General features: G+C 42.4%; 23 protein-coding genes. 3 read left to right on the top strand and 20 right to left on the bottom strand.

Annotation, left to right across the window (positions count from 1 at the left end; genetic code table 11):
* Nucleotides 1-104: 104 nt before the first annotated feature.
* From EIZ58_RS13125 to EIZ58_RS13080, 10 genes are all read right to left on the bottom strand, one after another.
* Nucleotides 105-800: a polysaccharide deacetylase family protein gene (locus EIZ58_RS13125; protein ID WP_134701253.1), complete on the bottom strand. Its 696-nt coding sequence runs from the start codon at nt 798-800 to the stop codon at nt 105-107.
* Nucleotides 797-1,504, bottom strand: a complete 708-nt coding sequence (locus tag EIZ58_RS13120) for a YjjG family noncanonical pyrimidine nucleotidase (RefSeq protein WP_134701252.1) — start codon at nt 1,502-1,504, stop codon at nt 797-799. The genes EIZ58_RS13125 and EIZ58_RS13120 overlap by 4 nt, the downstream gene beginning before the upstream one ends.
* Nucleotides 1,505-1,974: 470 nt before the next feature.
* A complete protein-coding gene (locus EIZ58_RS13115; RefSeq protein WP_370297708.1) occupies nt 1,975-3,189 on the bottom strand; it encodes a DUF4153 domain-containing protein in 1,215 nt (404 codons plus the stop codon).
* A 32-nt stretch (nt 3,190-3,221) separates the two neighbouring features.
* Nucleotides 3,222-3,443 (bottom strand): helix-turn-helix domain-containing protein, encoded by a 222-nt coding sequence (locus EIZ58_RS13110; protein ID WP_134701250.1) that lies wholly within the window; start codon nt 3,441-3,443, stop codon nt 3,222-3,224.
* 10 nt (nt 3,444-3,453) lie between these two features.
* On the bottom strand, nt 3,454-3,933 hold the full coding sequence (locus EIZ58_RS13105; protein WP_134701249.1) for a DUF2975 domain-containing protein: 480 nt from the start codon (nt 3,931-3,933) through the stop codon (nt 3,454-3,456).
* Nucleotides 3,934-4,095: 162 nt separating this feature from the next.
* A complete protein-coding gene (locus tag EIZ58_RS13100; RefSeq protein WP_134701248.1) occupies nt 4,096-4,284 on the bottom strand; it encodes a hypothetical protein in 189 nt (62 codons plus the stop codon).
* A gap of 39 nt (nt 4,285-4,323) precedes the next feature.
* A complete protein-coding gene (locus EIZ58_RS13095; RefSeq protein WP_255438265.1) occupies nt 4,324-5,874 on the bottom strand; it encodes a malate:quinone oxidoreductase in 1,551 nt (516 codons plus the stop codon).
* 66 nt (nt 5,875-5,940) lie between these two features.
* Nucleotides 5,941-8,010 (bottom strand): HAMP domain-containing sensor histidine kinase, encoded by a 2,070-nt coding sequence (locus tag EIZ58_RS13090; RefSeq protein ID WP_240689078.1) that lies wholly within the window; start codon nt 8,008-8,010, stop codon nt 5,941-5,943.
* Nucleotides 7,997-8,683, bottom strand: a complete 687-nt coding sequence (locus EIZ58_RS13085; protein ID WP_134701246.1) for a response regulator transcription factor — start codon at nt 8,681-8,683, stop codon at nt 7,997-7,999. The genes EIZ58_RS13090 and EIZ58_RS13085 overlap by 14 nt, the downstream gene beginning before the upstream one ends.
* Before the next feature lie 160 nt (nt 8,684-8,843).
* On the bottom strand, nt 8,844-9,383 hold the full coding sequence (locus tag EIZ58_RS13080) for a hypothetical protein (RefSeq protein ID WP_134701245.1): 540 nt from the start codon (nt 9,381-9,383) through the stop codon (nt 8,844-8,846).
* A 107-nt stretch (nt 9,384-9,490) separates the two neighbouring features.
* On the opposite strand from EIZ58_RS13080, the gene EIZ58_RS13075 reads away from it, so the two are divergent.
* Nucleotides 9,491-10,906 carry a PQQ-dependent sugar dehydrogenase gene (locus EIZ58_RS13075; RefSeq protein WP_134701244.1) on the top strand — a complete coding sequence of 472 codons (1,416 nt, stop codon included), beginning with the start codon at nt 9,491-9,493 and terminating at the stop codon, nt 10,904-10,906.
* A 59-nt stretch (nt 10,907-10,965) separates the two neighbouring features.
* Here EIZ58_RS13075 and EIZ58_RS13070 read toward each other — a convergent pair whose 3' ends face one another.
* From EIZ58_RS13070 to kamA, 3 genes are all read right to left on the bottom strand, one after another.
* Nucleotides 10,966-11,286: an AzlD domain-containing protein gene (locus EIZ58_RS13070; RefSeq protein WP_134701243.1), complete on the bottom strand. Its 321-nt coding sequence runs from the start codon at nt 11,284-11,286 to the stop codon at nt 10,966-10,968.
* Nucleotides 11,279-11,974 (bottom strand): AzlC family ABC transporter permease, encoded by a 696-nt coding sequence (locus EIZ58_RS13065; RefSeq protein WP_167577672.1) that lies wholly within the window; start codon nt 11,972-11,974, stop codon nt 11,279-11,281. Before EIZ58_RS13065 ends, EIZ58_RS13070 begins: the two co-directional genes overlap by 8 nt.
* A gap of 71 nt (nt 11,975-12,045) precedes the next feature.
* Nucleotides 12,046-13,443: a lysine 2,3-aminomutase gene (gene kamA / locus EIZ58_RS13060; protein WP_134701241.1), complete on the bottom strand. Its 1,398-nt coding sequence runs from the start codon at nt 13,441-13,443 to the stop codon at nt 12,046-12,048.
* A gap of 92 nt (nt 13,444-13,535) precedes the next feature.
* On the opposite strand from kamA, the gene EIZ58_RS33325 reads away from it, so the two are divergent.
* Nucleotides 13,536-13,691, top strand: coding sequence for a hypothetical protein (locus EIZ58_RS33325; protein ID WP_167577671.1), 156 nt, complete (start codon nt 13,536-13,538; stop codon nt 13,689-13,691).
* A gap of 347 nt (nt 13,692-14,038) precedes the next feature.
* Here the strand turns inward: EIZ58_RS33325 and EIZ58_RS13055 are convergent, their stop codons facing one another.
* The 7 genes from EIZ58_RS13055 to EIZ58_RS33320 all read right to left on the bottom strand — a co-directional run bounded on the left by EIZ58_RS13055 (nt 14,039) and on the right by EIZ58_RS33320 (nt 20,459).
* On the bottom strand, nt 14,039-14,452 hold the full coding sequence (locus tag EIZ58_RS13055) for a GreA/GreB family elongation factor (RefSeq protein WP_167577670.1): 414 nt from the start codon (nt 14,450-14,452) through the stop codon (nt 14,039-14,041).
* A gap of 227 nt (nt 14,453-14,679) precedes the next feature.
* Nucleotides 14,680-15,990 (bottom strand): uracil/xanthine transporter, encoded by a 1,311-nt coding sequence (locus EIZ58_RS13050; RefSeq protein WP_134701239.1) that lies wholly within the window; start codon nt 15,988-15,990, stop codon nt 14,680-14,682.
* Nucleotides 15,991-16,123: 133 nt separating this feature from the next.
* Nucleotides 16,124-16,825: a GNAT family N-acetyltransferase gene (locus EIZ58_RS13045; RefSeq protein ID WP_134701238.1), complete on the bottom strand. Its 702-nt coding sequence runs from the start codon at nt 16,823-16,825 to the stop codon at nt 16,124-16,126.
* Between the two features lie 12 nt (nt 16,826-16,837).
* Complete coding sequence (locus tag EIZ58_RS13040; protein ID WP_134701237.1) at nt 16,838-17,947, bottom strand: mandelate racemase/muconate lactonizing enzyme family protein; 1,110 nt, start codon at nt 17,945-17,947, stop codon at nt 16,838-16,840.
* Nucleotides 17,948-17,973: 26 nt separating this feature from the next.
* The gene (gene nhaC / locus EIZ58_RS13035; RefSeq protein WP_134701236.1) at nt 17,974-19,398 is read right to left on the bottom strand and encodes a Na+/H+ antiporter NhaC; all 1,425 of its coding nucleotides are present in this window, start codon (nt 19,396-19,398) and stop codon (nt 17,974-17,976) included.
* A 277-nt stretch (nt 19,399-19,675) separates the two neighbouring features.
* Nucleotides 19,676-20,194 carry a YfiT family bacillithiol transferase gene (locus tag EIZ58_RS13030; RefSeq protein ID WP_134701235.1) on the bottom strand — a complete coding sequence of 173 codons (519 nt, stop codon included), beginning with the start codon at nt 20,192-20,194 and terminating at the stop codon, nt 19,676-19,678.
* An 88-nt stretch (nt 20,195-20,282) separates the two neighbouring features.
* Nucleotides 20,283-20,459: a hypothetical protein gene (locus EIZ58_RS33320; protein WP_167577669.1), complete on the bottom strand. Its 177-nt coding sequence runs from the start codon at nt 20,457-20,459 to the stop codon at nt 20,283-20,285.
* Nucleotides 20,460-20,583: 124 nt separating this feature from the next.
* On the opposite strand from EIZ58_RS33320, the gene EIZ58_RS13025 reads away from it, so the two are divergent.
* Nucleotides 20,584-21,024, top strand: coding sequence for a hypothetical protein (locus tag EIZ58_RS13025; RefSeq protein ID WP_134701234.1), 441 nt, complete (start codon nt 20,584-20,586; stop codon nt 21,022-21,024).
* Nucleotides 21,025-21,159: the final 135 nt, after the last annotated feature.

Genomic DNA, 21,159 nt, shown 5'->3' with positions numbered 1-21,159 from the left:
AGAAGTTTGTAAAAATCTTCTGTCCCTACCGAAAAAACCCTACCCGACTACTTCATGCCGGATAGGGTTCTTCTCTTTTTCTAGCGTCTCCTGAACGATGGCTGCTACTGCCTAATCAACTCTTCTACCGTGACAAATTCAAATCCTTTTTCCGTCAAGCTTTCTAATATCCCCTCTATGACTTTCAACTCATTTCCCGTGCTATCGTACATAGGATGTAGCAAAATAATAGACCCAGGCTTCACATTTGTACTCACATAGTCCACCTTATCAGCGACAGAAGTAAAGTACGTGTCGGGTTCAAGGTCCCACATCACCGTACGCATATTCTGACCCTTTAAATAATAGGGAAGTCCTATCAGCTTTTTTCCGTTCGGGGGGCGAAAATTGATTCGACCATGATACCCTGCTTGGCGAATGAGGACATTGGTTTTCTCTATTTCATCTTTGATAAACGAAGGACTTTTTAACACCATGCGGTTGTGGGAATAGGTGTGATTGCCTAATTGATGCCCCGCTGCTACGATGTCCTTACCCAACTGAAGATGATTCTCTAGTTCTTTCCCGATTAAGAAAAAAGTAGCTTTTGCGTTATATTGATCAAGAAGGGGCAATAGACTTTCCACATTCGGTGTAGGCCCGTCATCAAAGGTTAAAGCCACACGCTTTTGTTCGGTTTCCACACGATAAACCAACTCGCCAAATACCTGATAAGTTCGCGCATTCATGAGCTTATAGGAGCCGTATAGAAGAAGACCTAGAGCTAGGAATACGATGCAAAATATAACGATTTTCCTCATGGCTTACCGGTTAACGACCCATTTAAGATGGAATGAAGCTCGTCTAACGTTTGAATCTGATAAGTTGGCTCGATTGCCGTATGGTTAGGTGTTCCCTCGGGATTAAACCAACATGTGTCTAAACCAGCAAGCTGCCCTCCTTTGATATCCGCACTTAGAGAATCTCCTATTATCAGCGCATGTCCCGCGGAGAAATTAGAAATTCTAGCAAAGACATAATCAAAGAATTCTTTCATCGGCTTTTGGTAACCTGTGTCTTCTGAAACAAAGACCTCCCTAAACAGCGGCAATAATCCTGATGCCTCTAGTCGCTTAAACTGCGTCTGGGAAACTCCATTGGTCACAATAAATAACTCATAATGATCTTGCAAGCTGGTGACTAGTTCAAGCGCACCTTGTACAAGATGGTGTCCTTCTTCTAAATAGGTACGGTAATTCTTTTCTAGGAGCATTCCGTCAACCTCTTTGCCGTGCTCCTTAAATAAAAGGGAAAAGCGCGTATTCACAACCTCTTCCCGCGAAAGCTTTCCTTCTTCAAAGCATCTCCAAAGAAAGTGATTAATTTTTTTATACTCTTCTTCCATTTCCACAGTTAAGGATATATTCTGGTTATCAAATAGCCGTTTTAAGGCTTGTTTTTCCGTTGCGTTAAAATCTAACAGTGTATTATCAATATCAAAAAGTAAAGATCTATATGGTTTCATCGTAAGTCTCTCCCCCTATCTAACCTCACCATTTTGCCATAGCTTGATGGCTTTGTCACTTCCCGCGATCTTTCTTATTGGGCGCCAATTAAAAAAGACGGTTAATAACGGGTTCCGTGTAGAGGTGCAAGCAAGGAAACAGAACTTCTCCCAACTGTTAGGTTGGAAAGCTAAACATACCCCCTACAGGGTATTTCTAAAGACAAAATCAGCAAAAGTCCACTGATAGTAAACATCTAGGATGGAAGCAAGAATAAATGGATGGAAATTTTCCACCTATTGATTAAAATAGCGTAGGATTTCATTTTGTAGGTGGAAAAAATCCAACTATTAGCTCTGAAAGCCAAATTTACAAGCTATATTGAAGCTTTAGTTGTCGATTCTCCACTTATTATGCTTTTTTTCCTCTGATTTTTTCGGATAAATGGACTTTATACCCCTACACAACGTGTGAGACGGTGAGCCTTTTACTAAAAAATGATTGGAAAAACAAACGCAACGAAAGCTGCCCAAAGTCCATAGATCGGCAAATACTTCGTAACGGCATCTTGGACGGATGAAGGTCCGGTTTTGTTTTGTAGAAAATGTCTATAGGAAAGCATAATCCACATGAGATTGGCCCAGATCAGGATGTTTACCCCTAATACAGCAAGCCGGTTGGGTGTAATCCCATAAGAAGACAGCCTAAACACGATGGCGGATAGAGCTACACTGTCAATGATAAGAGCAAGAACAATCAGGGCAACATTGATATAATCGGAAATGGTCTTTTTCTCGTATTTCCCACTTTCGGTAATGGAAAAAATCGTGACGGCCAAAACACTTAGAAGTATTCCGTTGAAGGATAGGAGGAAATCACGGTCAAAGAATGGATTTTTTCCGACCCAAACAACCGTTATGAGATAAACCAACAAGGTGGCCAATACAAGTGGACTAAAAATTTTGGCTATCAATGGTGCAATATTTTTAGAACGTTTAAGGTTCCTTGATACCAGGTAGGTTGCTACAATAGCCAGTGCGGCAGCACCAAATAAAACGACATTTTTAAAATAGAATTCAGAGATATCCATGCCTACAAAGGTAAATAACTGCATGGTTAAGGCGGTCAGCAGCATTCCGCTGATGGCCATGCTGGCGTAGAGGATGCAAAATTCCCCATTAAATTTAAGATAGGCTAATCTGGAGCTACCCTTCCCATATTCATTTCCAGTGAAGGCAAGCCCTACTAATACCCATAAGAAGATCGGAAGGTGCAGATAAGCCAGGATAATACTGTCTTTCTCCTCTAGTGGCAGCATATTAAGATAAAATCCGGAGATGACGAAGAACAATCCCAGGGTATAAAGTACCTGTTTTCTTGGGGTATTATGGTATACAAAATAGGCGGCTATAAAGGGAATGATCCCAAAAACAAGGTTAATCGGGGCTATCGCTTGCTGTTCGACAAAATGGAAAATGATCCTGGTACATATCCCAGCTAGAATGGCTATAATTCCCATAAACAAGAAATCCTTTTGAAAGAAGGAAGCTTTTTCCGTATGGTCCGTCTCCTTAAAATTCAATCTCTCATACCAAACAGCCAGAACCTGTGAATCCGGGTTTTGTTGCCAGGCCTGTAAGAATGACTTTTTAAAAGCTTCTGGTTCCTTTCGAAACATTCTCTCCAGCTCTCGGGGGTTAGCCATATTTTCAATGATCGGAAGGTTATGCTCCAAGGTTATACCTCCCCTTCTTCATCCTTTTTATACTCTAAAATATCTCCAGGTTGGCATTCTAACGCTTTGCAAATGGCCTCCAACGTTGATAGTCGAATGGCCTTCGCCTTTCCATTTTTCAATATAGAAAGATTAGCCATCGTAATTCCAACCCTCTCCGAAAGCTCGGTTACGCTCATCTTCCGTTTAGCCAACATTACATCAATATTAATGATAATCGCCATATTAATCACCTCAGACCGTTAAATCATTTTCTGTTTTTATTTTGATAGCTTCCTCTAATAGTCTTTGGAGCACTGCAGCAAAGACGGCGATCACCATGGAAGCAAAAGGTACCACCATTCCGATGAATATGAGTCCTGGGGCGTCGTCTTTATCCGCCATGAGATAGAAGAGCGGCAAACCTAGTACATGCAAACTACAGATTGTAATGGCACAGTATTTAATTTTCATTAAAGCTTTTACAGATAATTCGGAGAATGCTTTATTTTGATCAATATAGCTTAAAAGTTTAAAAGCTTGATAGAGAGCAAAGTAAAAAGGGATCGCCGCTCCATAAAAGACGATGAAAACGAGATATTTTAAATAAGCAACCTCTAAAAAATCTGCTACTATAACTGCTATCCTAGGCACCAAAAATATACACAAGGCAAGAACTGGAATTCCCATAAGGATAACAGCCAGCCTTAGGAAGAATGTTGTTCCTCGATTCATAATAAACACCTCACTTTTTTTGTCAATTTGACTATAACATAGTATTTATCGTTTTACAATAAAATATTGTTGAATTTAATTATATTGTTATTGTTATAGGAGTTCAAGGAAAAAGAAAAGGCTGTTTCCCCGCAGGAGAACAGCCTTTAACGTTAGGCACTTTTATAGCTTTTTACTTGTAATCGCGATAATTTCCGTCAAATCAAGGTGCAGCGGGACTGGATACCCATCAGGAATGTTCTCCCACGCGAGATCGATGACTTGTTCAAGATTATTTCTTTTTATGGTAAGTTTATCCGTTGCCGTTTCGATTAAACAACCGTTTCTTAGGAATATCTTTATTTGGTTCATAGGAATCCCTCCATCAACCTCATTCATTGTGGATGACTCTTATGCTTCCTGAAAGGATCGATCCTTACTAGCCAAACCCAGCGTTTGGGCTGTTGAAGTATGAATTTCATGCAAAAGCCCCGGGTTTTCCATGAGGGACAAGCCATAAGAAGGAATCATTTCTTTGATCTTCTGTTCCCACTCGTGGATATGTTGCGGGAAGCATTTTTTGATCAACTCAAGCATGACGGAAACGGCAGTAGACGCACCCGGCGATGCACCGAGCAAGGCTGCGATCGAACCATCAGCAGAATGAATGACTTCTGTACCAAATCGAAGCATTCCTCTTCCCTCTTCCGTATCTTTGATCACTTGCACCCGTTGGCCCGCCACGACTAATTCCCAATCCTCGCTTCTGGCGTTCGGGATAAACTCACGCAGTTCTTCCATCCGTTGTTCTTTGGATAACCTCACTTGCTTGATTAGGTATTTTGTTAAAGGTATGTTTTTTACCCCTGCTGACAACATCGTAAACAGATTATCTTTTTTTACGGAAGTCACCAAATCGAGCTTGGAACCGGTTTTTAAGAACTTGGGTGAGAAGCCAGCAAACGGTCCAAATAGCAACATTTTTTTATTGTCAATAAATCGAGTATCAAGATGCGGAACAGACATGGGAGGCGCCCCAACTTTGGCTTTACCATATACTTTTGCATGATGCGCTTCCACAACATCCGGATTATTACACACCATAAATATTCCGCTCACGGGGAATCCACCAATGTAATCCCCCTCAGGAATACCGGATTTTTGCAGCAAATGCAGGCTTCCTCCTCCTGAACCGATAAAAACGAACTTGGCAGTATGGAGTTCAATAGTACCTTGATCGACATTCCGCACTTTCAATTCCCATAAGCCCTCACTCGTTCGATTGATATCATCAACTCGATGATTATAATGAATATTGACATTTTTACTCTCGAGGAAATCAAACATCATCCGCGTTAAAGCCCCAAAGTTAACGTCCGTTCCAGCGTTGACTTTTGTTGCCGCTAAGGGTTCATTCATTACACGGTCTTGCATCATAAGCGGCATCCATTCCCTCAGCTTTTCCGGATCATCGGAAAATTCCATCCCTTCAAACAGGGGATTAGCAGACATGGCTTTAAATCGTTTCTTTAAGAAGGATACATTCTGATCCCCTTCTACAAAGCTCATATGTGGCAATGGCATGATAAAGTGTTGTGGGTTCTGAATTCGGTTATTGTTTACAAGAAAAGACCAAAACTGCATGGATTCCTGAAACTGTTCATTAATCTTTACAGCTTTACTAATATCTACAGATCCATCCGGCTTTTCCGTTGTGTAGTTAAGTTCACAAAGAGCTGCGTGTCCTGTTCCGGCATTATTCCATTCGTTCGAGCTTTCCTCACCAGCGTTTTCGAGCTTTTCAAATACGGTGATATGCCAGTCCGGTGCTAGTTCTTTCAGCAGCGCACCTAAAGTCGCACTCATGATTCCAGCACCAATTAAGATTACATCGGCTTTCGTTTGTCTGTCGCTCATATTAACCTTCCTATGCCCTAAGATTTGCTGAAAGGATAAATCCACTCATTATTATGATGGTCCTAAGCGATTACAAATATGTTAGCCAGTGGTAATGTATTTCACTCCACCCTATTCCTGATGCTTTCGCATATAAATCATAGACTTAAATAAATCCCCATCCACTTGAACGTAAAATCTCCCCTTTTGGATCTCAATTAGACTTTTCGCGATAGATAGCCCTAACCCGCTGCCTTCGCTTGATCTGGCTTCATCCCCTCTTGTAAAACGTTCCATTAAATCTTCTGCGGAGATATTTAGTTCATAGGCTGAGATGTTTTTAAAGGTAAGCAGGATTTCATCCCCTGCTTCTTCAATATCGATATACACTCTTGAGCCTTTGAGCGTATATTTGAAGATATTGGACAAGAGGTTTTCGATTGACCTCCACAACAGCTTTCCATCGGCGGTAACATACACCTTTTCCTTAGGATGATTAAACTTCACTTCTAAATCTAAGGACTCAATTTTTTCATTGACTTCACCGAGCCCCTGGGAAATTAAAGATACGATGTTGATTCGCTCAAACTGAACGGGAATATTTCCGCTGGAAGCCTTGGCTGCTTCAAATAAATCATCGGTGAGAACTTTAAGTCTTTTCGATTTTTGATCCAGCACTTCGATATATTCTTCTACCTTGGAAGGGTCCTTTTCTTTTTTCAATAGATCTACATAGGTAATTATAGAAGTTAAAGGTGTTCGGATATCATGGGACACATTGGTAATGAGCTCCGTTTTTAACCGTTCGCTTTTCAGTTCATTATCCACGGCTTTCTTTAACCCATCGGTGATGCCGTTGATATTCGCTGCCAGTCTTGAAAACTCCCCTTTACTTCCCACGTCAATGCGATGATGAATATCCCCATCCTTAATTTTCTCTACCCCTTCTTGGATTGCCTGGAAGGACTTGACCTTCTTCAAGGCAAACCAAGCGGCGATACCGAGGGTTACGGGAAACATAAAAAACGTTAAGGCAACGATAAGGGGATAACCGATTACGATAAGTACCGTCTTGATGCCAACACTTCCGCTGTCATATATATTTCTAACAAATTTATATATCGTATAGAGAATGCGGAAGACTAAGCTATGCTTTATGAGCGTTCCATTCTTCCAATGCCTCACGAGGGATAGCACTAGCATCAATCCGACAGTGGCAAAGGTAATCGTGATTGGAATGACCATGAACATCATCTCAGTATCATTCAAATCTTCTAGCAGGGCCGCCCAAAACGCTAAAAGAATGACGCATAGACCTAGCTTCACATCCGTAAATAATTTATCTAAGGGATTCAAGCTTACCTCTTGATCCTTAAAAGATGTTCTCCCAATAACGATCACCAAATAGAGAAAGGACAGGATACCTGCTGTTAAAAATCCGAGTAATCTATAGAAGCTCTGGGTAGCCACTGCTTTATTTTCCTGCCACTCTTTCAGGTTTTGATCGAGAAACTCTTGTGTAAAAGCGATATAAACAACCATGCTTTTCGGATCCAATGATTGGATTGGTTCTGTGATTTGTTTATATAGGTATTGATTTTCCTTTACTTCCTTAGGGTAGAGCTCGGTTTTATACTCCCCAAACATCATATAGGAAGGATAGGTTCGAAACTGTTCCTTTTCCGTGTTCGGCGTGTTGGTAAATACATGGACACCATCACTGGCATAAAACAAGCGATTTTCATAATCGTTTAAGCTTTGCAGTAATCGATGAAAGGTCTTTAAATCATTCTGAATCAGCTGTTCCCTTGCTTTGGCCAACTGATTGGCATACACTTCTTTAAACCTTTCGAAGTTTTCTTTTTCTGTTAAGTCGTAGCTATACTCTGGGGATTGGTATTGATACTCCGAAAACAGTTGTCTTTCTTCCCAGCTCCATTCCTCTTCACTGATCGTCCCGCCACTTGCTATATGTTCCTCATTCTTATACTCTCCGAGGAGTCTAGTCAGATCGTTTACGAGGCTTCGACTCTCCCGAATATAAGCCCTGCTATGAAAGTAGTTATCTTCAAAAATGATTCCAAATTCACCATCATTTGCATTTTCCACTTGCACAATTGAAGTAACCATACCGGTAAAACAAAGGATCACCAGAACAAAAGCCAGTATTTTCGTTATGATAGCATGACTATAATTTTTCAACTTTATATCCCACTCCCCACACAACCTTCAAATATTTTGGTTCTTTCGGATTGATTTCGATTTTTTCCCTAATTTTGCGGATATGAACCGTCACCGTATTTTCCGGACTAAAGGCCGTTTCATTCCAAACCTTCTCATAGATCTCCTCAATGGAAAAGACTTTACCCGCGTTCGCGGTCAGGAGCTTGAGTATCTTATATTGCACCGGGGTTAGATGAACCTCTTCCCCATCGACGGTCACCGTTTTTCTTTCATCATCGATCATGAGTCCCCCTGTCTGGTATACATTACTCTTGGTTTCCAGACTCCCAAATGTGGTATATCTTCTCAGCTGGGATTTCACCCTGGCAATGAGTTCTAAGGGATTAAACGGCTTCGTAATATAGTCGTCGGCTCCTAAATTTAATCCTAAAATCTTATCCGAGTCCTCGGATTTGGCTGATAGCATAATCAACGGAATTTTTTTATCTTCTCTGATCTTGATCGTCGCGCTTATTCCATCCATCTTCGGCATCATGATATCCATAATAATCAGGTGAATCTCTTGCCTCTCCACAATGTCTATGGCCTCTAGGCCGTTAAAAGCTTTGAATATGGCATACCCTTCATTTTCTAAGTAAACCCCTAGAGCATCAACAATCGACTTATCATCATCACAAACCAAGATATTCATCAACCCTTCACTCCTAAATCAGAATCGTGCATGTCATCTCTCCCCCTTATTTTGTTCTAAAATCATTCTACCTGCAAAATCTTAATAAACCCGTGATGCATTTCTTAAGATTTTCTTAGTGTCTTCAAAGAAAAAGCAACCTTCCATAAGACAGGTTGCATTAACGTGAAAAATGCTTTATGAAGACTTTAAAAACATAGATACTTAATTTCATCCAAATCCAGCTATACAATAAGGAAAAGGCAAATGTCCCTAGGATAACCCTACTATTAAAATAAGGGGTTACCGATGGTCCCAGTATAGGAAATTGAAATCCATATAACAACATACTGATACCCAGTGTCAAACATAAAGCGGCAAAAGGAATAATAAATAGTCTTCGCTTTAAATACTTAAGACCAATACCTAAACTGAGTCCTAATAATCCTGTGGTAAAGAGGAACACCAGGAGTTCACTTGGCTGGAACAGGGCCAATAGAAATAAGGTTACGAAATAAGTCATTACACCTATTCTGACGGACAATAGGCTAGCAAGTACTAGAGGGCCAGTGCTCATCATGCTCAGTATGTAACCAATACCCGTCAAAATCCCGGCAGATTGAAGCATAGCGGCAATTGAACCTAATAGGGCACCCACTACAAGCCGCATGTTCTTAGAATAACGGTTCATCTTTGGAATGAACTCATCTCTCCACATCATAGATATTACCCCCCATGGAAAATCGTGCCATGCCCTAATAGGTACTATGAGAACAGTTCGAATCATATTCTTATAAAAGAAAACAAGGCGAAGGAGGGTAAAGGTAGTTGATCAAAGTTAAGGTTCGTTTACGTCCCATGGTACGTCGGCTAAATTTACCCACTGTTTTGAAGACAGCTATACTTCCGGGTGATTCCATGGAAAGATTATTTATGGCAACCCAGGTAGGAGAAATCTTTTACATAGGAAACGGGGATATGAGGACTTTTTTAGATATTCGCTCGCGAATCATCCAACTTGGGGTTTCCGGTGGTGGATATGATGAACGGGGATTGCTAGGACTAGCGTTTCATCCCGAATTTTATTATAACGGTTTGTTTTATCTTCATTACTCAGTAGCTGGAACACAAGGTCCGGGTGCTCTTCCTGATTCTTTTATTCCGAATCCATGTGATCCGAACACGTTAAACCTCAGGTGGACAAATAGAGATACTCACTATGATCATATTGATACCGTTGAAGAATGGATTTTACCATCGAATGGTCAACCGCAAAAACGACGAACCTTACTATACTTAAGAAGGCCATTTTTTAACCACAATGGTGTGAATAGCTTAAACTTTTCACCTGAAACAGGCAAGCTTGTTTTAACAACGGGAGATGGTGGATCAGGCTATGATCCATTTAATTTAGCCCAGGACGAGATGGAAATCGCGGGTAAAATCATTGAAATCGATGTCGTTCAGAATACGTCGACCTATGATCCACCCGTAGTCACCCGTTTTAATGAACTTCCCACACCGATTCAAGAAACCCTTACGGTCATGGTCAAAGGGGTTCGAAATATACCAGGGATTTCATTTCAAAGGTATGATAACCATTATATTAAATATGTGGGACATGTCGGACAGGATTTGGTAGAGTCCATTTTTTCCTTCCTTCATTATAAACCCATACCGGTTACTATGTTAACTCAAGCTTCTTCCATGAATTCAAAACCTGACCATGAAGGATGGATTAATCTAGGCTGGCGAGGGTGGGAAGGGGCTTTTCCTACTTCGATGATAAGGGACTGTTCTGAACATCCGAATGGGGATGAGAAAACGATTGCTTTCTTCAATGAAGCAATTGAAACGTCAGCGAGGCGGATTCAACCTTTAACTAGTTATTTCCACAAAGATCCCCGGCCCGACAAGTTTGGGGGAACTGCACTTACAGGAGTCCAACCCTATAGGGGGAAGGCAATCCCCGCTTTAACGGGAAGTGTGGTGTTTACCGATCTTGCCCGAAAGGAAGAATCTCGGACTCCGGCTAAAGGGGTTTTAGCTTATACGAGGGTAAGACCTGTTTGCAATCTACATGATTATAGTGTTATTGAAACCGATTATAATTTTGGGTCTCAATCGGCTTACTTTGTTACCTTGGGAACGAATTTAGACCAAACAAAATTATATTTAGGGGTGTATGGCTCAATGAAAGTAACGGATTTTAACCAAGGTACGGTTTTTGAAATTGTTCCATGAGTCACAATGATAAAGCCACTATTCCTCAATCATGGATTAGTGGCTAAAGCTTTCGCAATCTATACCGCTTCCATTCCCCTCCAGACGGCTACGACTATCACTCCTCCGACCATAGCCCAAAAGGGCTGTCGCGTTTTCCAGCCCATCGCCGCTGCCACAAGGGCCCCCGCTAAGTAAGCGGGGTTCCAGGAATGGCCCGGTTCAGACAGAAATAGCGGAGGAATCGACAACGAAGTAAACACCCCTAGAGGTGCAAAGGAAAGGGCACGGTACACCCTGGCAGGAAGAGCCCATCGCGCGCCAAATAGCAAGGCTGGACATCGGGTCAGATAGGTAGCCAATCCCATTCCGATGATGGTCCACAAAACTTCGTTACTCACCCTTCCACCCTCCCCACACCATAGCCGTTATCGATCCTAAAAAAGCAGCGAGAATTGGTCCTCCGTAAATCTGAGCAAGGGTGCTAACGATGCCAACCAAGAGCATACATCCCCAGGCGGTACGGGTTCCAAGCTGCAGCATGAGTAATCCGATAAAGGTAGCTAGAAAAGCAAAATCAAGTCCAACGGCATGCGTATCGAAAGTAAACTGACCGATGGTAGCCCCTGTCATCACACTGAGTTGCCATAGCGTATAGTCTATCGTTGCAGAACCCAAGAAATAAGAGGAATCTCCTCCATACCGTTTGAAGCGATGAATATTTACCCCATAGGTTTCATCCGAAAGGCTGACCGAGCCGAGGAGCAGCTTCCCTTTCCCTTCCCCCTTTAAATAAGGGCCAAGGGAAAGGCCATAAATGATATGTCTTGCATTAATGAGCAAAGTAGAGAGAATGACCGGCCAGCCCAATATCCCCAGCTTCATCAAGCCAAGTGCGGCAAATTGAGAGGAAGCCCCGTTAACCAGGAGGGACAGGGCTACTGTTTCCCCCCAGGATAATCCGATTTGTCGAGCGATCACGGCATAAACAATCCCGTCAAAAAAGCCGCTAGCAACAATCGGAAAGGTATCCCTCACCCCTAGCCAAAACGTACGTTCTTTTTTCTCTATGATTGTTGTCGCTTCCATTTTCATTGAGGGTTGCAATCCTCCCCCCGGCTATCTTCCTTTGTTCTCTATTTATAAGCATTCCATCTCCATTAGGATTTCGCCTTGATTAATTTTGCCTTCATCTCATCCCGCTTTTCTCTGCGGTCTTTCAATGAACTGTGGTCCTCGGTTTCCTTATACGCTTCACGCTTATTCATCCGGCGAAGTCCTTCCGGCACTAAGTTAAACTTCTCATCATTTAGCAACGCAGAAATCCCTACGGTCTCTGGCGTTTTTTCTATTCCAAATGCTTCATTAAAATAGTCGTCAGCACGACCTGGAACATAATTCTTCGGTTCAGGATAAGAGGTGATCACCCCTTCAAAGTTACGGAGAACGACTTTATTCGGACTCTGTGAAATTAGGTAATTCGGGGAAAGGGCAATTTTTCCACCCCCGCCAGGCGCATCGACAACAAACGTTGGAACAGCATAACCCGACGTATGACCTCGCAATCCTTCAATGATCTCTAACCCTTTGGATACGGGCGCGCGGAAGTGGCCAATCCCTTCCGATAGGTCACATTGGTAAATATAGTAAGGTCTTACTCGAGCTTTCACCAAATCATGCATCAACTTTTTCATAATCGGAACGCTGTCATTAATCCCTGCTAAAATAACCGCTTGGTTTCCAATCGGAACGCCAGCAAAGGATAGCATGTCACATGCTTTTTTCGCCTCATCCGTAAGCTCCAAAGAGTGATTAAAGTGAGTATTCAGCCAAATTGGATGGTACTTTTTCAAGATGTTGCACAGATTTTCGGTAATGCGCTGCGGGAATACGACCGGAGCCCGGGTGCCGATGCGAATAATTTCCACATGGGGAATCTCCCGAAGGTTTTTTAATATATATTCTAAAATCGTATCATTGATCAATAAACCGTCCCCGCCGGAAATCAATACGTCCCGGATTTCTGGTGTATTACGGATGTATCCGATGGCGGCATCGAGCTGCTTCTTCGGTACGCCCATGCCCACCTGGCCGGAGAAACGGCGGCGCGTACAGTATCGGCAGTACATGGAGCACTGATTAGTGACAAGGAACAGAACGCGATCCGGATAGCGGTGGGTAAGTCCAGGAACGGGAGAATCTTCATCCTCGTGCAGTGGGTCTTCTAAGTCGTATTTCGTTTTGTTTATCTCCGCTGACAAGGGAACAGACTGTAATCGAATCGGACAGCGTGGATCATCGGGATTCATCAAAGATGCATAGTAAGGCGTGATATTCAACGGAATGGTTTGAGTGGAGATGCGTACCCCCTCTTCTTCTTCCGGCGTCAGGTTCACGACTTTCTTCAAATCATCCAATGTACGAATGGTATTGGTTAACTGCCACAGCCAGTCATTCCATTGCTCATCGGTAACATCCTTCCACAGCTCGACCTCACGAAAATGCCGGAGAGCTCCAGGTGCTTGCTTTGGTTTTAAATCCTTTTCTAATAGGCTCATTAGAAAATTCCCCTTATATTTTAGATACCTATTAGTAACGCAAGGATTATGCCAACGCGATAAGGCTAGCAAATAGTGGGTTTTCACCGATTTTGAGACCCACAAGAGCAAGAAATGCGGCAATTGGTAAGTCTCTTGCAGCCATTTTTCTGGCACCAGCTCTTAAGACACTTCAATTTGAACCAAATGAAAGACGCCACCAGGACTCTAGTGGGGATGGGGTCGGGGTGGGCTGGCGAGAAGAATAACCGTACTTTTACGATTAATCATCTTTCCCTAGCCAATTCCCTTACGATTAACCGTATTTTTACGACTATTCACTTGCCTGAGCCTTTTTGAGGACCCGATATGGAAATTAACCGGAATTCTACGATTATTCCCCCGGTCCGTTGACCCTCTTCTCAAATTAACCGGAATTGTACGCCTAATCCCACTCCCCCACTTCCCACCTCACGTTAGGAGTCCCTGTACTCCTCAATCTTATAAATTCTTATCCACAAAAAAGGCTGGTCCCAAATCGGACACAGCCTGCTTTCTTACCTACCAACCCCGTACGGCCATTCTTTCATTATCCAATAAACCAGCCACGTCATGTTTAACTGTATAGCTTGAATTGAATATCTTTGATCATTACATTAGCTTCGCCATCCGGTGTGGTAAGGAGAATTGATTCGTTGATTCCTTTTAAAATGATCTGTCTACCAATCGGTGAAAATAAAGAAATGTGTTGGCTATCAGGATTGACTTGCTCAGGAAAACAAATCGTATACTGAACCAATTGATTTTCCTCAATATAAAGTAAAGTAACTTCACTTCCAATAAAAACGGTATCTAACTTTGGAGAAAAGCTATAATCAAAGTCTCTTAAAAATTTTTCCACTTCTAAAATATATCGACCAAAAAAATGGTAATCCTTCTCCTTACCCGGAGTAGCCGCCAAATACATATCAATGAGCCCGAGTCGATTTTCATCAATAAACACTAGTTGTTGGATCAAACTTCTTCTCAAAGGATGATTATAACTATGGTTCATTATATATACACCCCCGTACATGTTGTTCACTCTTAATAAACCTGAATTCTACTTTCATTTTGCATACCTCCCTAATATAAAAAGAGATCCCCTTGGTTTGAGATCTCAACTTAACTATAACATGATAGTGAACAGAATATTTCGTTATAAAAACAAAAAAACAAGCTGATGTTCGTGTTTTTAACCAATTGGTTTTGTTGAAATTACGCTACATCTTGCTTTCCTTCTTTTTCTCGATCCCAGTCAATTACTATTTCAAGAAAAATCGATAACAAAACGCCCATCATAAATCCATTTGTTACCAGGGGCTGCAGGAGAATAGGGAAGTTACTAAAAAGACCTGCGTCCACATTCATAATACTAATTCCAAGTAAGACAGGAAGTGCTAAACGGTGAATGGTAATGGAGTTAAATTCATACCCATTCAAACTTTTAATCGATGTCCCAAATAACTGTAAATAGGCAACAAACAAAATGGCATTCCCGACTGACATAGGCAAAGTTGCCATCAAGTTACCGAGAATAGGAACTAAGCCTAAAACGGCCATCAACCCTCCCCCTATTAAGAAGGGTTTTCGGTCAAAGATTCGAGTGCTTTCTAAAAAACCGATCGATGATGCATAGGGAGCATAAGAAACTAAGCCTAGAAAAGACGCCCCCATTGAATACACGCCCGTGAGTACATACGATCTATTTAGTTGTCTTTCCGTCATTTTCTCTTTGAGTAAGCTGGAAGCTGCTTGAATAGAAGCAATGGTATTACTCATATTTACAAAACAAGCCAAAAAGGTAATGATAATGATCCCTACGTTTAAGTTTGGAGAACCTAAGGGATAAATCGGAAAATCGAAGAAGGATGGATTCCCTCCTAGGGAAGGGGTAGTGGATGGAAAAAGAATCAAATACAAAATCCACCCCACAACCATGCCAATCAAAATAGAAAAGTTCCCGATGATAGGATTCCCCTTTATCTTGAGTAAACTCACTAAGATCGCAATTCCAAATGAAAATAGGGTTATCGGTACGTTCAAGGATCCATCTGCAGATATTTCCAGCATGCCATTGAAAAAGATAATGATCAATTGAATGGTTAATAAAAATAAATAAACGCTCATGACCATCGGCGAAAAAATCTTTCTAACAAACGATAGAAGATTCAGCGACCCTAATAGGACGATCGTCACTCCAGCAAGCAACATACCCGTCGCCATTCCTCCACCGATTGTCGATAAGCTCATTCCTAAGGAAGAAGCGGATAAGGATAAATTTAATACTAACCCCCACATGACTCCTGAATGACCTTCCATTAATGGGAATCGATGCCCCCAAATTCCTTGCAGCATACAGGCAAACCCTGTAAAGATCAGGGAGTTTCGGATCAATCCCGCCATCTCATCAGGAGGAACGCCGAAGGCTGACCCAATAGAGAGAGGAACAACGATGGTATTGGTAAAAATAAAAAAAAGCCACTGGATCGAAGCCAATGTGGTTGTCCAGGATGATAATGTAAACACTCTTTCACCTTTCCTTCTTAATCAATCTATAATGGTATAAACCCAGCACAAGTCGTGCTGGGTTTATACCACGTTCTATTATGATACTACTATAACAAGGGAAGGAGAATTAGACAACTTGTAGCCAAACCTATCATCGACCATAGTAGACCCACATGACCCCATCGATTTCTTCTAATTCAAAGCCGCGCCAACCTTCCTTCAGTTTCTCTTGTTGGGCTTCGGTGTCCCCCATTTGGAGGCGTGTCGTCTCCTTCCAAGATGGCCTTTGCGGTTGCAAAAGGTCTTTTACGAAAATGTAGCGCAAATTTCCGCTGTATTTTTCTTTTAACGCTGCGATCTCCATCCCTTGAGCAAACTTGTCCTTTAAGCTTGGAAGATTAAACGGCGCAACCGTACAACAAACATATCGATACGAAAGGGGATCCTTCTCTAATTCGTGCATAATCAGCTTCGCCATTGTTTTTTGCAGTTGGTTTCCGCGGTAGGCCGGCAGGACAATGGAAATCTCCTGATAAATCACCTTGGAAAGTTCTGCTTCAGACAAGCTGATATCAAGGCCTAGGTGCATTTCATCATCCACCTCCGGAACCAACAAGGCCCGAAAGGCAACCAGCTTCTCTTCCGTAAAAGCTCCAATTATTAGGCCCTGTCCTTGTAAAATGGATTGAATTTCTTCCTTTGAAAGGGGCTGAAGCTTTTCTTTGTCAGCTCGATCAACCACTTGTTCCTGAACAACGAAGATCTCATGCAAATCATCAACCGATAGCCTTCGGACATAAAAAGGAAGCAGCTTATCCTCTTTTCGCAAGGTTCCTTGAAATATCAATTCCATCCATATATCCTCCTATCGAACCACATCTTTAAATACGGTTAACTCCCTAAGGGTTTCCTCGTTCACTTCGACTCCAAGTCCAGGTCTTCCCGTTAAGCGGATAAAGGGGACATCATATTCCAGGTTGCCGATATCCCTTGAGAACTTTAATGGACCTGTTAGCTCGACGCTCGTTATACCTTTCTTGGAGAAGGCTACATGAAAGCCCGCGGCTGAGCCTACCGAGGACTCCACCATCGACCCCACCTGGCACTCCATTCCCGCCATTTCCGCAAGATGGGCCAATTTCACAGCTGGGTATATCCCACCGCATTTCATTAGTTTGATATTGACTTTATCCGCTGCTCTTTTTTGAATAATCTCACGCATGTCGCGCATTCCTTTTAATCCTTCGTCGATCATGACGGGAATCGTGGTCTTGGACTTTACTTCCACCATGCCATCGATATCATCCGCTGCCACCGGCTGTTCGACCCAGTCGATCTGATAATTCTCCAATTGTTTTAAGGCCACCAGCGTAGCCGCGCTGTTCTTCCAGCCTTGATTGACATCCACCCGAATCGCAATATCGTCCCCGACCTGAGAGCGAACAGCTTTGATCCGTTCCACATCCTCTTGTACCTTCGTGCCCACTTTCATTTTAAAAGAACGGTATCCCTGCTCTAGCATCAACTTGGCTTCATTTGCCATGACTTCCGGCTCGGCAATGCTTAATACATGGGTAATCGGAAATTCATCATGATAACGTCCGCCAATCAGCTGGTAAACCGGCACTTGAAGTTTCTTTCCTATAATATCAAAGCAGGCTATATCTAGAGCCGCCTTAGCTGTTGGAGCTCCGTAGATCACTTGATTCATGAGATCATGAATTTTTTCTATTTCCATCGGATTTTTTCCCAGGATCAATGGGGCAAGAGTGTTTTTGATAATCTGATAAACCCCTTCCCAGGATTCGCCTGTGACATGTTCATCCGCTACGCCTTCGCCAAAGCCGACAAGGCCTTCATCCGTTTCCATCTTGACGATAATGGAAGGCATATGTGTATATGTATGATAACTAACAACAAATGGATGTTCTAGCGGCAAATGAATCGCATAAAGGTGAATGGCTGTAATTTTCACTCTAATCTTCCTTTCCTTTTTATTTGTTATACGACTTGTGATCTTTCTTGATTTTTCTCTTTGACTTGAAGGTACTCCTCATCATCTAGTCTCGAAATGGTGATTCCCGTTAGCCCGTACAGAATAGAGATGATAGGGACAACAAAATTTAAAACCGCATAGGGGGCATACTCAAAAGCATGGACTCCCAGTGTTCCTAAGATGAAGACTCCGCAAGTATTCCAAGGAATAAAGACGGAAGTCAGCGTTCCGCCATCCTCTAGAGCACGCGACAGGTTCTTAGAATGAAGCCCTTTTTCTCGATAGGCACTAGCGTACATTCTAGATGGAATCACCACTGAAATATACTGTTCAGAGCAAGAAGCATTGGTAGCAAAGCACGAAACAATCGTAGATACAATAAGACCTTTTGCCGTCTTTACAACTTTTAGAATTTGTTTCACAATGGCATTTAGCATGCCCGATTTTTCCAGGATGCCCCCAAAAGTCATGGCCACAATCGTCATGGAAACCGTGTACATCATGGAGTCTATCCCCCCACGATTAAATAGGCTGTCAACGGTTTCATTCCCTGTATTCATTGTAAATCCACTTTGCAATGCGCTAACGGCTGAGGAAAGAGAACCGCCTTGCACAACAAGGTGCGCTAAAAAGCCAAGCGTAATACCGATAATCAGAGCTGGAATGGCCGGTACTTTTTTCGCTACTAAAATGATAACAAAAACAGGAATAAGTAATAAAAATGGCGATATTACAAAACTCTCCTGAAGAATAATTAAGGTGTTCTGGATACTTGCTGCATCCATTCCTTGATTCCCGAACTTCATCCCCATCACGCCATAAGCAATAAGTGCAATAACTAGACCTGGGATCGTGGTATAAAGCATATGGCGAATATGAACAAATAAATCTGTGTTGGTTAAACCGGATGCCAGATTGGTTGTGTCCGAAAGCGGTGACATTTTATCCCCGAAATAAGCACCTGAAATAATGGCACCAGCAACCATGGGTGCTGGAATTCCCATACTCAGGCCGATTCCCATACCAGCGACACCAATGGTGCCCATGGTTGACCAAGAGCTTCCGATCGCTAAGGAAACAATGGCACAGATAAAAGTAATCGATACGAGAAAGACGGAAGGTGAAATCAGTTTCAAACCGTAATAAATCATCGTGGCAACAATTCCGCCCCCTATCCATGCGCCAATTGTTAGTCCTACAAGAATGATAATGACAACGGCTGGTAAAGCCAGACGAATCCCCTGATACATCATTTCTTCAATTTCATGCCATTTAAATCCCATACGCCAGGCTACAATCGCCGCAACCGATGTTCCGAAAATTAACGGAATATGCGGCCCCTGATCCAGCACAACCACCGCAAACGTCATAACCACAATCATCGCGAGTAATGGTATGATGGCGACCTTAAAGGACATTTCTTTTTTCATTTCTGTTCCCCCAACCTCATTTTTTACAAGTTCTAGTCAAGGTCCGCAAAGATCACGTCGTTAAATAGACGTTAAATATGATGATGGACCTATCTATTCTATAAGCACAAACCATGCCAATACATTTCTTAGGGCATACCGGTCCTTTTACCGCAAGATTTCGTTCTTTTTTGCACCGATTGTGCTAGAAATTTTGCATATATACAAAGAAAAGCATGCCGCATGGGTAGTCCCAGCGGTCATGCTCTTCCATTAAAGAGAGAAATCCTTTGTGATTCTACCACCCCATTCGTTCACGAAGCGTGGTAATATGCGCAATATGATGTCTTCCATGCCATGCGTACAAGCCTATGTTCCAGGCTAATTGAATCTCGCCGGAGTCTGGGTGATTAAATGTCCTTTTGAGCTCATCAGGGCTCAGATGAGATAAAAGATGAACCCATCTCTCGTGCAGTGCTTCCAGCAAGGTCAAGGAGACTTCGGTTGGCATGTTGGAATCGGGCAACTCAGCCCATTTCTCTTCGCGATAGGGCTTAATCGTGGGGTGTTGTTCTGTAAGGGCAAGCTTAAATCGAATATAGCTATTCATGTGACTATCCGCAAGGTGATGGACAACTTGGCGAACCGTCCATCCGCTGGAACGGTAAGGGGTGTCTAACTGCTGATCATTCAAACCTTCCACCGCTTTTCTTAAATGGGAAGGAGCAGCCTCGATTTCTCTGATCCATCCTTCAATTTGACTTGCTGTGATGTCTCCCTCGTGCTGAAATAGACCCACCGGATATCTGACGTCCATACTCATGACCTCCTTTAAAATGATAGGGTAAAATGAAACCTCATTTCTTCAACTGTTCCTATATTATCTCATAGGATGAGACGTTCTTCTATTGATTGGCTCCCGATTCAAAACTAATCAAGGTTTTGGCATGGGGGAAAAGAGAGGTGATTTCTGCTCGCTGATCCTGCATTTCCGGACGATCCAAGGAGACAAATCCTACATCATCCGCCCCTGCTCCTAGGCAAAGTTCTCGCAGCCATGCTCCATTCATTAGATGGTACATTGGGATGAGACCACTCACCCTTAAGAATTAAGGTATATCTTTAAAAACAAAAGGGATAATAACAACAGTTTTGGAACGTTAATACATTCTACTTAGCCGGTTGGGAACCAGGAGGATCATTATTATGCACAAACGTACTAATGAAAAAACAGCCTTTTATGAATATAGACAGGGAGGTATGTATGCCGACCTGGAACTGAATTGGAAGTTAAGCGAGCAGGGGAATTGGGCAGAAGAATTGTATATGAACGGGTTCGGGAATGAAGAGGATGGATACATGATGCAGCTCGGACATATTGATGCAGGGTTTGAGATTGTCATCTTTGAAAAGGAAGACGAGGGTAAAAATACAGATATTCCCCATAAATATCTAGCCCTTCAGACATTCAACCACCACCGTACGGATTTTGTGCTGATTAACAGCATGACAGACCTAATGGATTATCTAAGTCTTACTTCCCCCATTGTACAAGCCCAGTGCTCATCCTTGGACATTGAAATGATGCTGGAAGACGCTTGGCATGACTTGGATCTTGCGGAAGAACCCGAAATAAGGCAAATGTAGACTTAACTGTTAGCGAAAAGGGTATCCCAAACTCCTCTAATATGTCAGAGGTTTAGGATACCCTTTTTTGTTGTTTGAACGAATCCTAACTGCAATCCGCTTAGAGAGCACCTCCTTCTTCCTCTTCCCTCTTCG

Origin of the sequence: Ammoniphilus sp. YIM 78166 (assembly GCF_004522215.1) — a bacterium.
GTDB lineage: Bacteria > Bacillota > Bacilli > Aneurinibacillales > RAOX-1 > YIM-78166.
The sequence above is the reverse complement of the archived record's forward strand: the minus strand, read 5'-3'. Positions and strand labels throughout refer to the sequence as shown.

Coding starts and splice junctions, on each gene's coding strand:
- EIZ58_RS13125 (WP_134701253.1), bottom strand. CDS start 800: ATGAGGAAAATCGTTATATTTTGCATCGTATTCCTAGCTCTAGGTCTT.
- EIZ58_RS13120 (WP_134701252.1), bottom strand. CDS start 1,504: ATGAAACCATATAGATCTTTACTTTTTGATATTGATAATACACTGTTA.
- EIZ58_RS13115 (WP_370297708.1), bottom strand. CDS start 3,189: ATGGCTAACCCCCGAGAGCTGGAGAGAATGTTTCGAAAGGAACCAGAA.
- EIZ58_RS13110 (WP_134701250.1), bottom strand. CDS start 3,443: ATGGCGATTATCATTAATATTGATGTAATGTTGGCTAAACGGAAGATG.
- EIZ58_RS13105 (WP_134701249.1), bottom strand. CDS start 3,933: ATGAATCGAGGAACAACATTCTTCCTAAGGCTGGCTGTTATCCTTATG.
- EIZ58_RS13100 (WP_134701248.1), bottom strand. CDS start 4,284: ATGAACCAAATAAAGATATTCCTAAGAAACGGTTGTTTAATCGAAACG.
- EIZ58_RS13085 (WP_134701246.1), bottom strand. CDS start 8,683: ATGAATATCTTGGTTTGTGATGATGATAAGTCGATTGTTGATGCTCTA.
- EIZ58_RS13080 (WP_134701245.1), bottom strand. CDS start 9,383: ATGATGTGGAGAGATGAGTTCATTCCAAAGATGAACCGTTATTCTAAG.
- EIZ58_RS13065 (WP_167577672.1), bottom strand. CDS start 11,974: ATGGAAGCGACAACAATCATAGAGAAAAAAGAACGTACGTTTTGGCTA.
- kamA (WP_134701241.1), bottom strand. CDS start 13,443: ATGAGCCTATTAGAAAAGGATTTAAAACCAAAGCAAGCACCTGGAGCT.
- EIZ58_RS13045 (WP_134701238.1), bottom strand. CDS start 16,825: ATGGAATTGATATTTCAAGGAACCTTGCGAAAAGAGGATAAGCTGCTT.
- nhaC (WP_134701236.1), bottom strand. CDS start 19,398: ATGAAAAAAGAAATGTCCTTTAAGGTCGCCATCATACCATTACTCGCG.
- EIZ58_RS13030 (WP_134701235.1), bottom strand. CDS start 20,194: ATGGACGTCAGATATCCGGTGGGTCTATTTCAGCACGAGGGAGACATC.
- EIZ58_RS33320 (WP_167577669.1), bottom strand. CDS start 20,459: ATGTACCATCTAATGAATGGAGCATGGCTGCGAGAACTTTGCCTAGGA.
- EIZ58_RS13025 (WP_134701234.1), top strand. CDS start 20,584: ATGCACAAACGTACTAATGAAAAAACAGCCTTTTATGAATATAGACAG.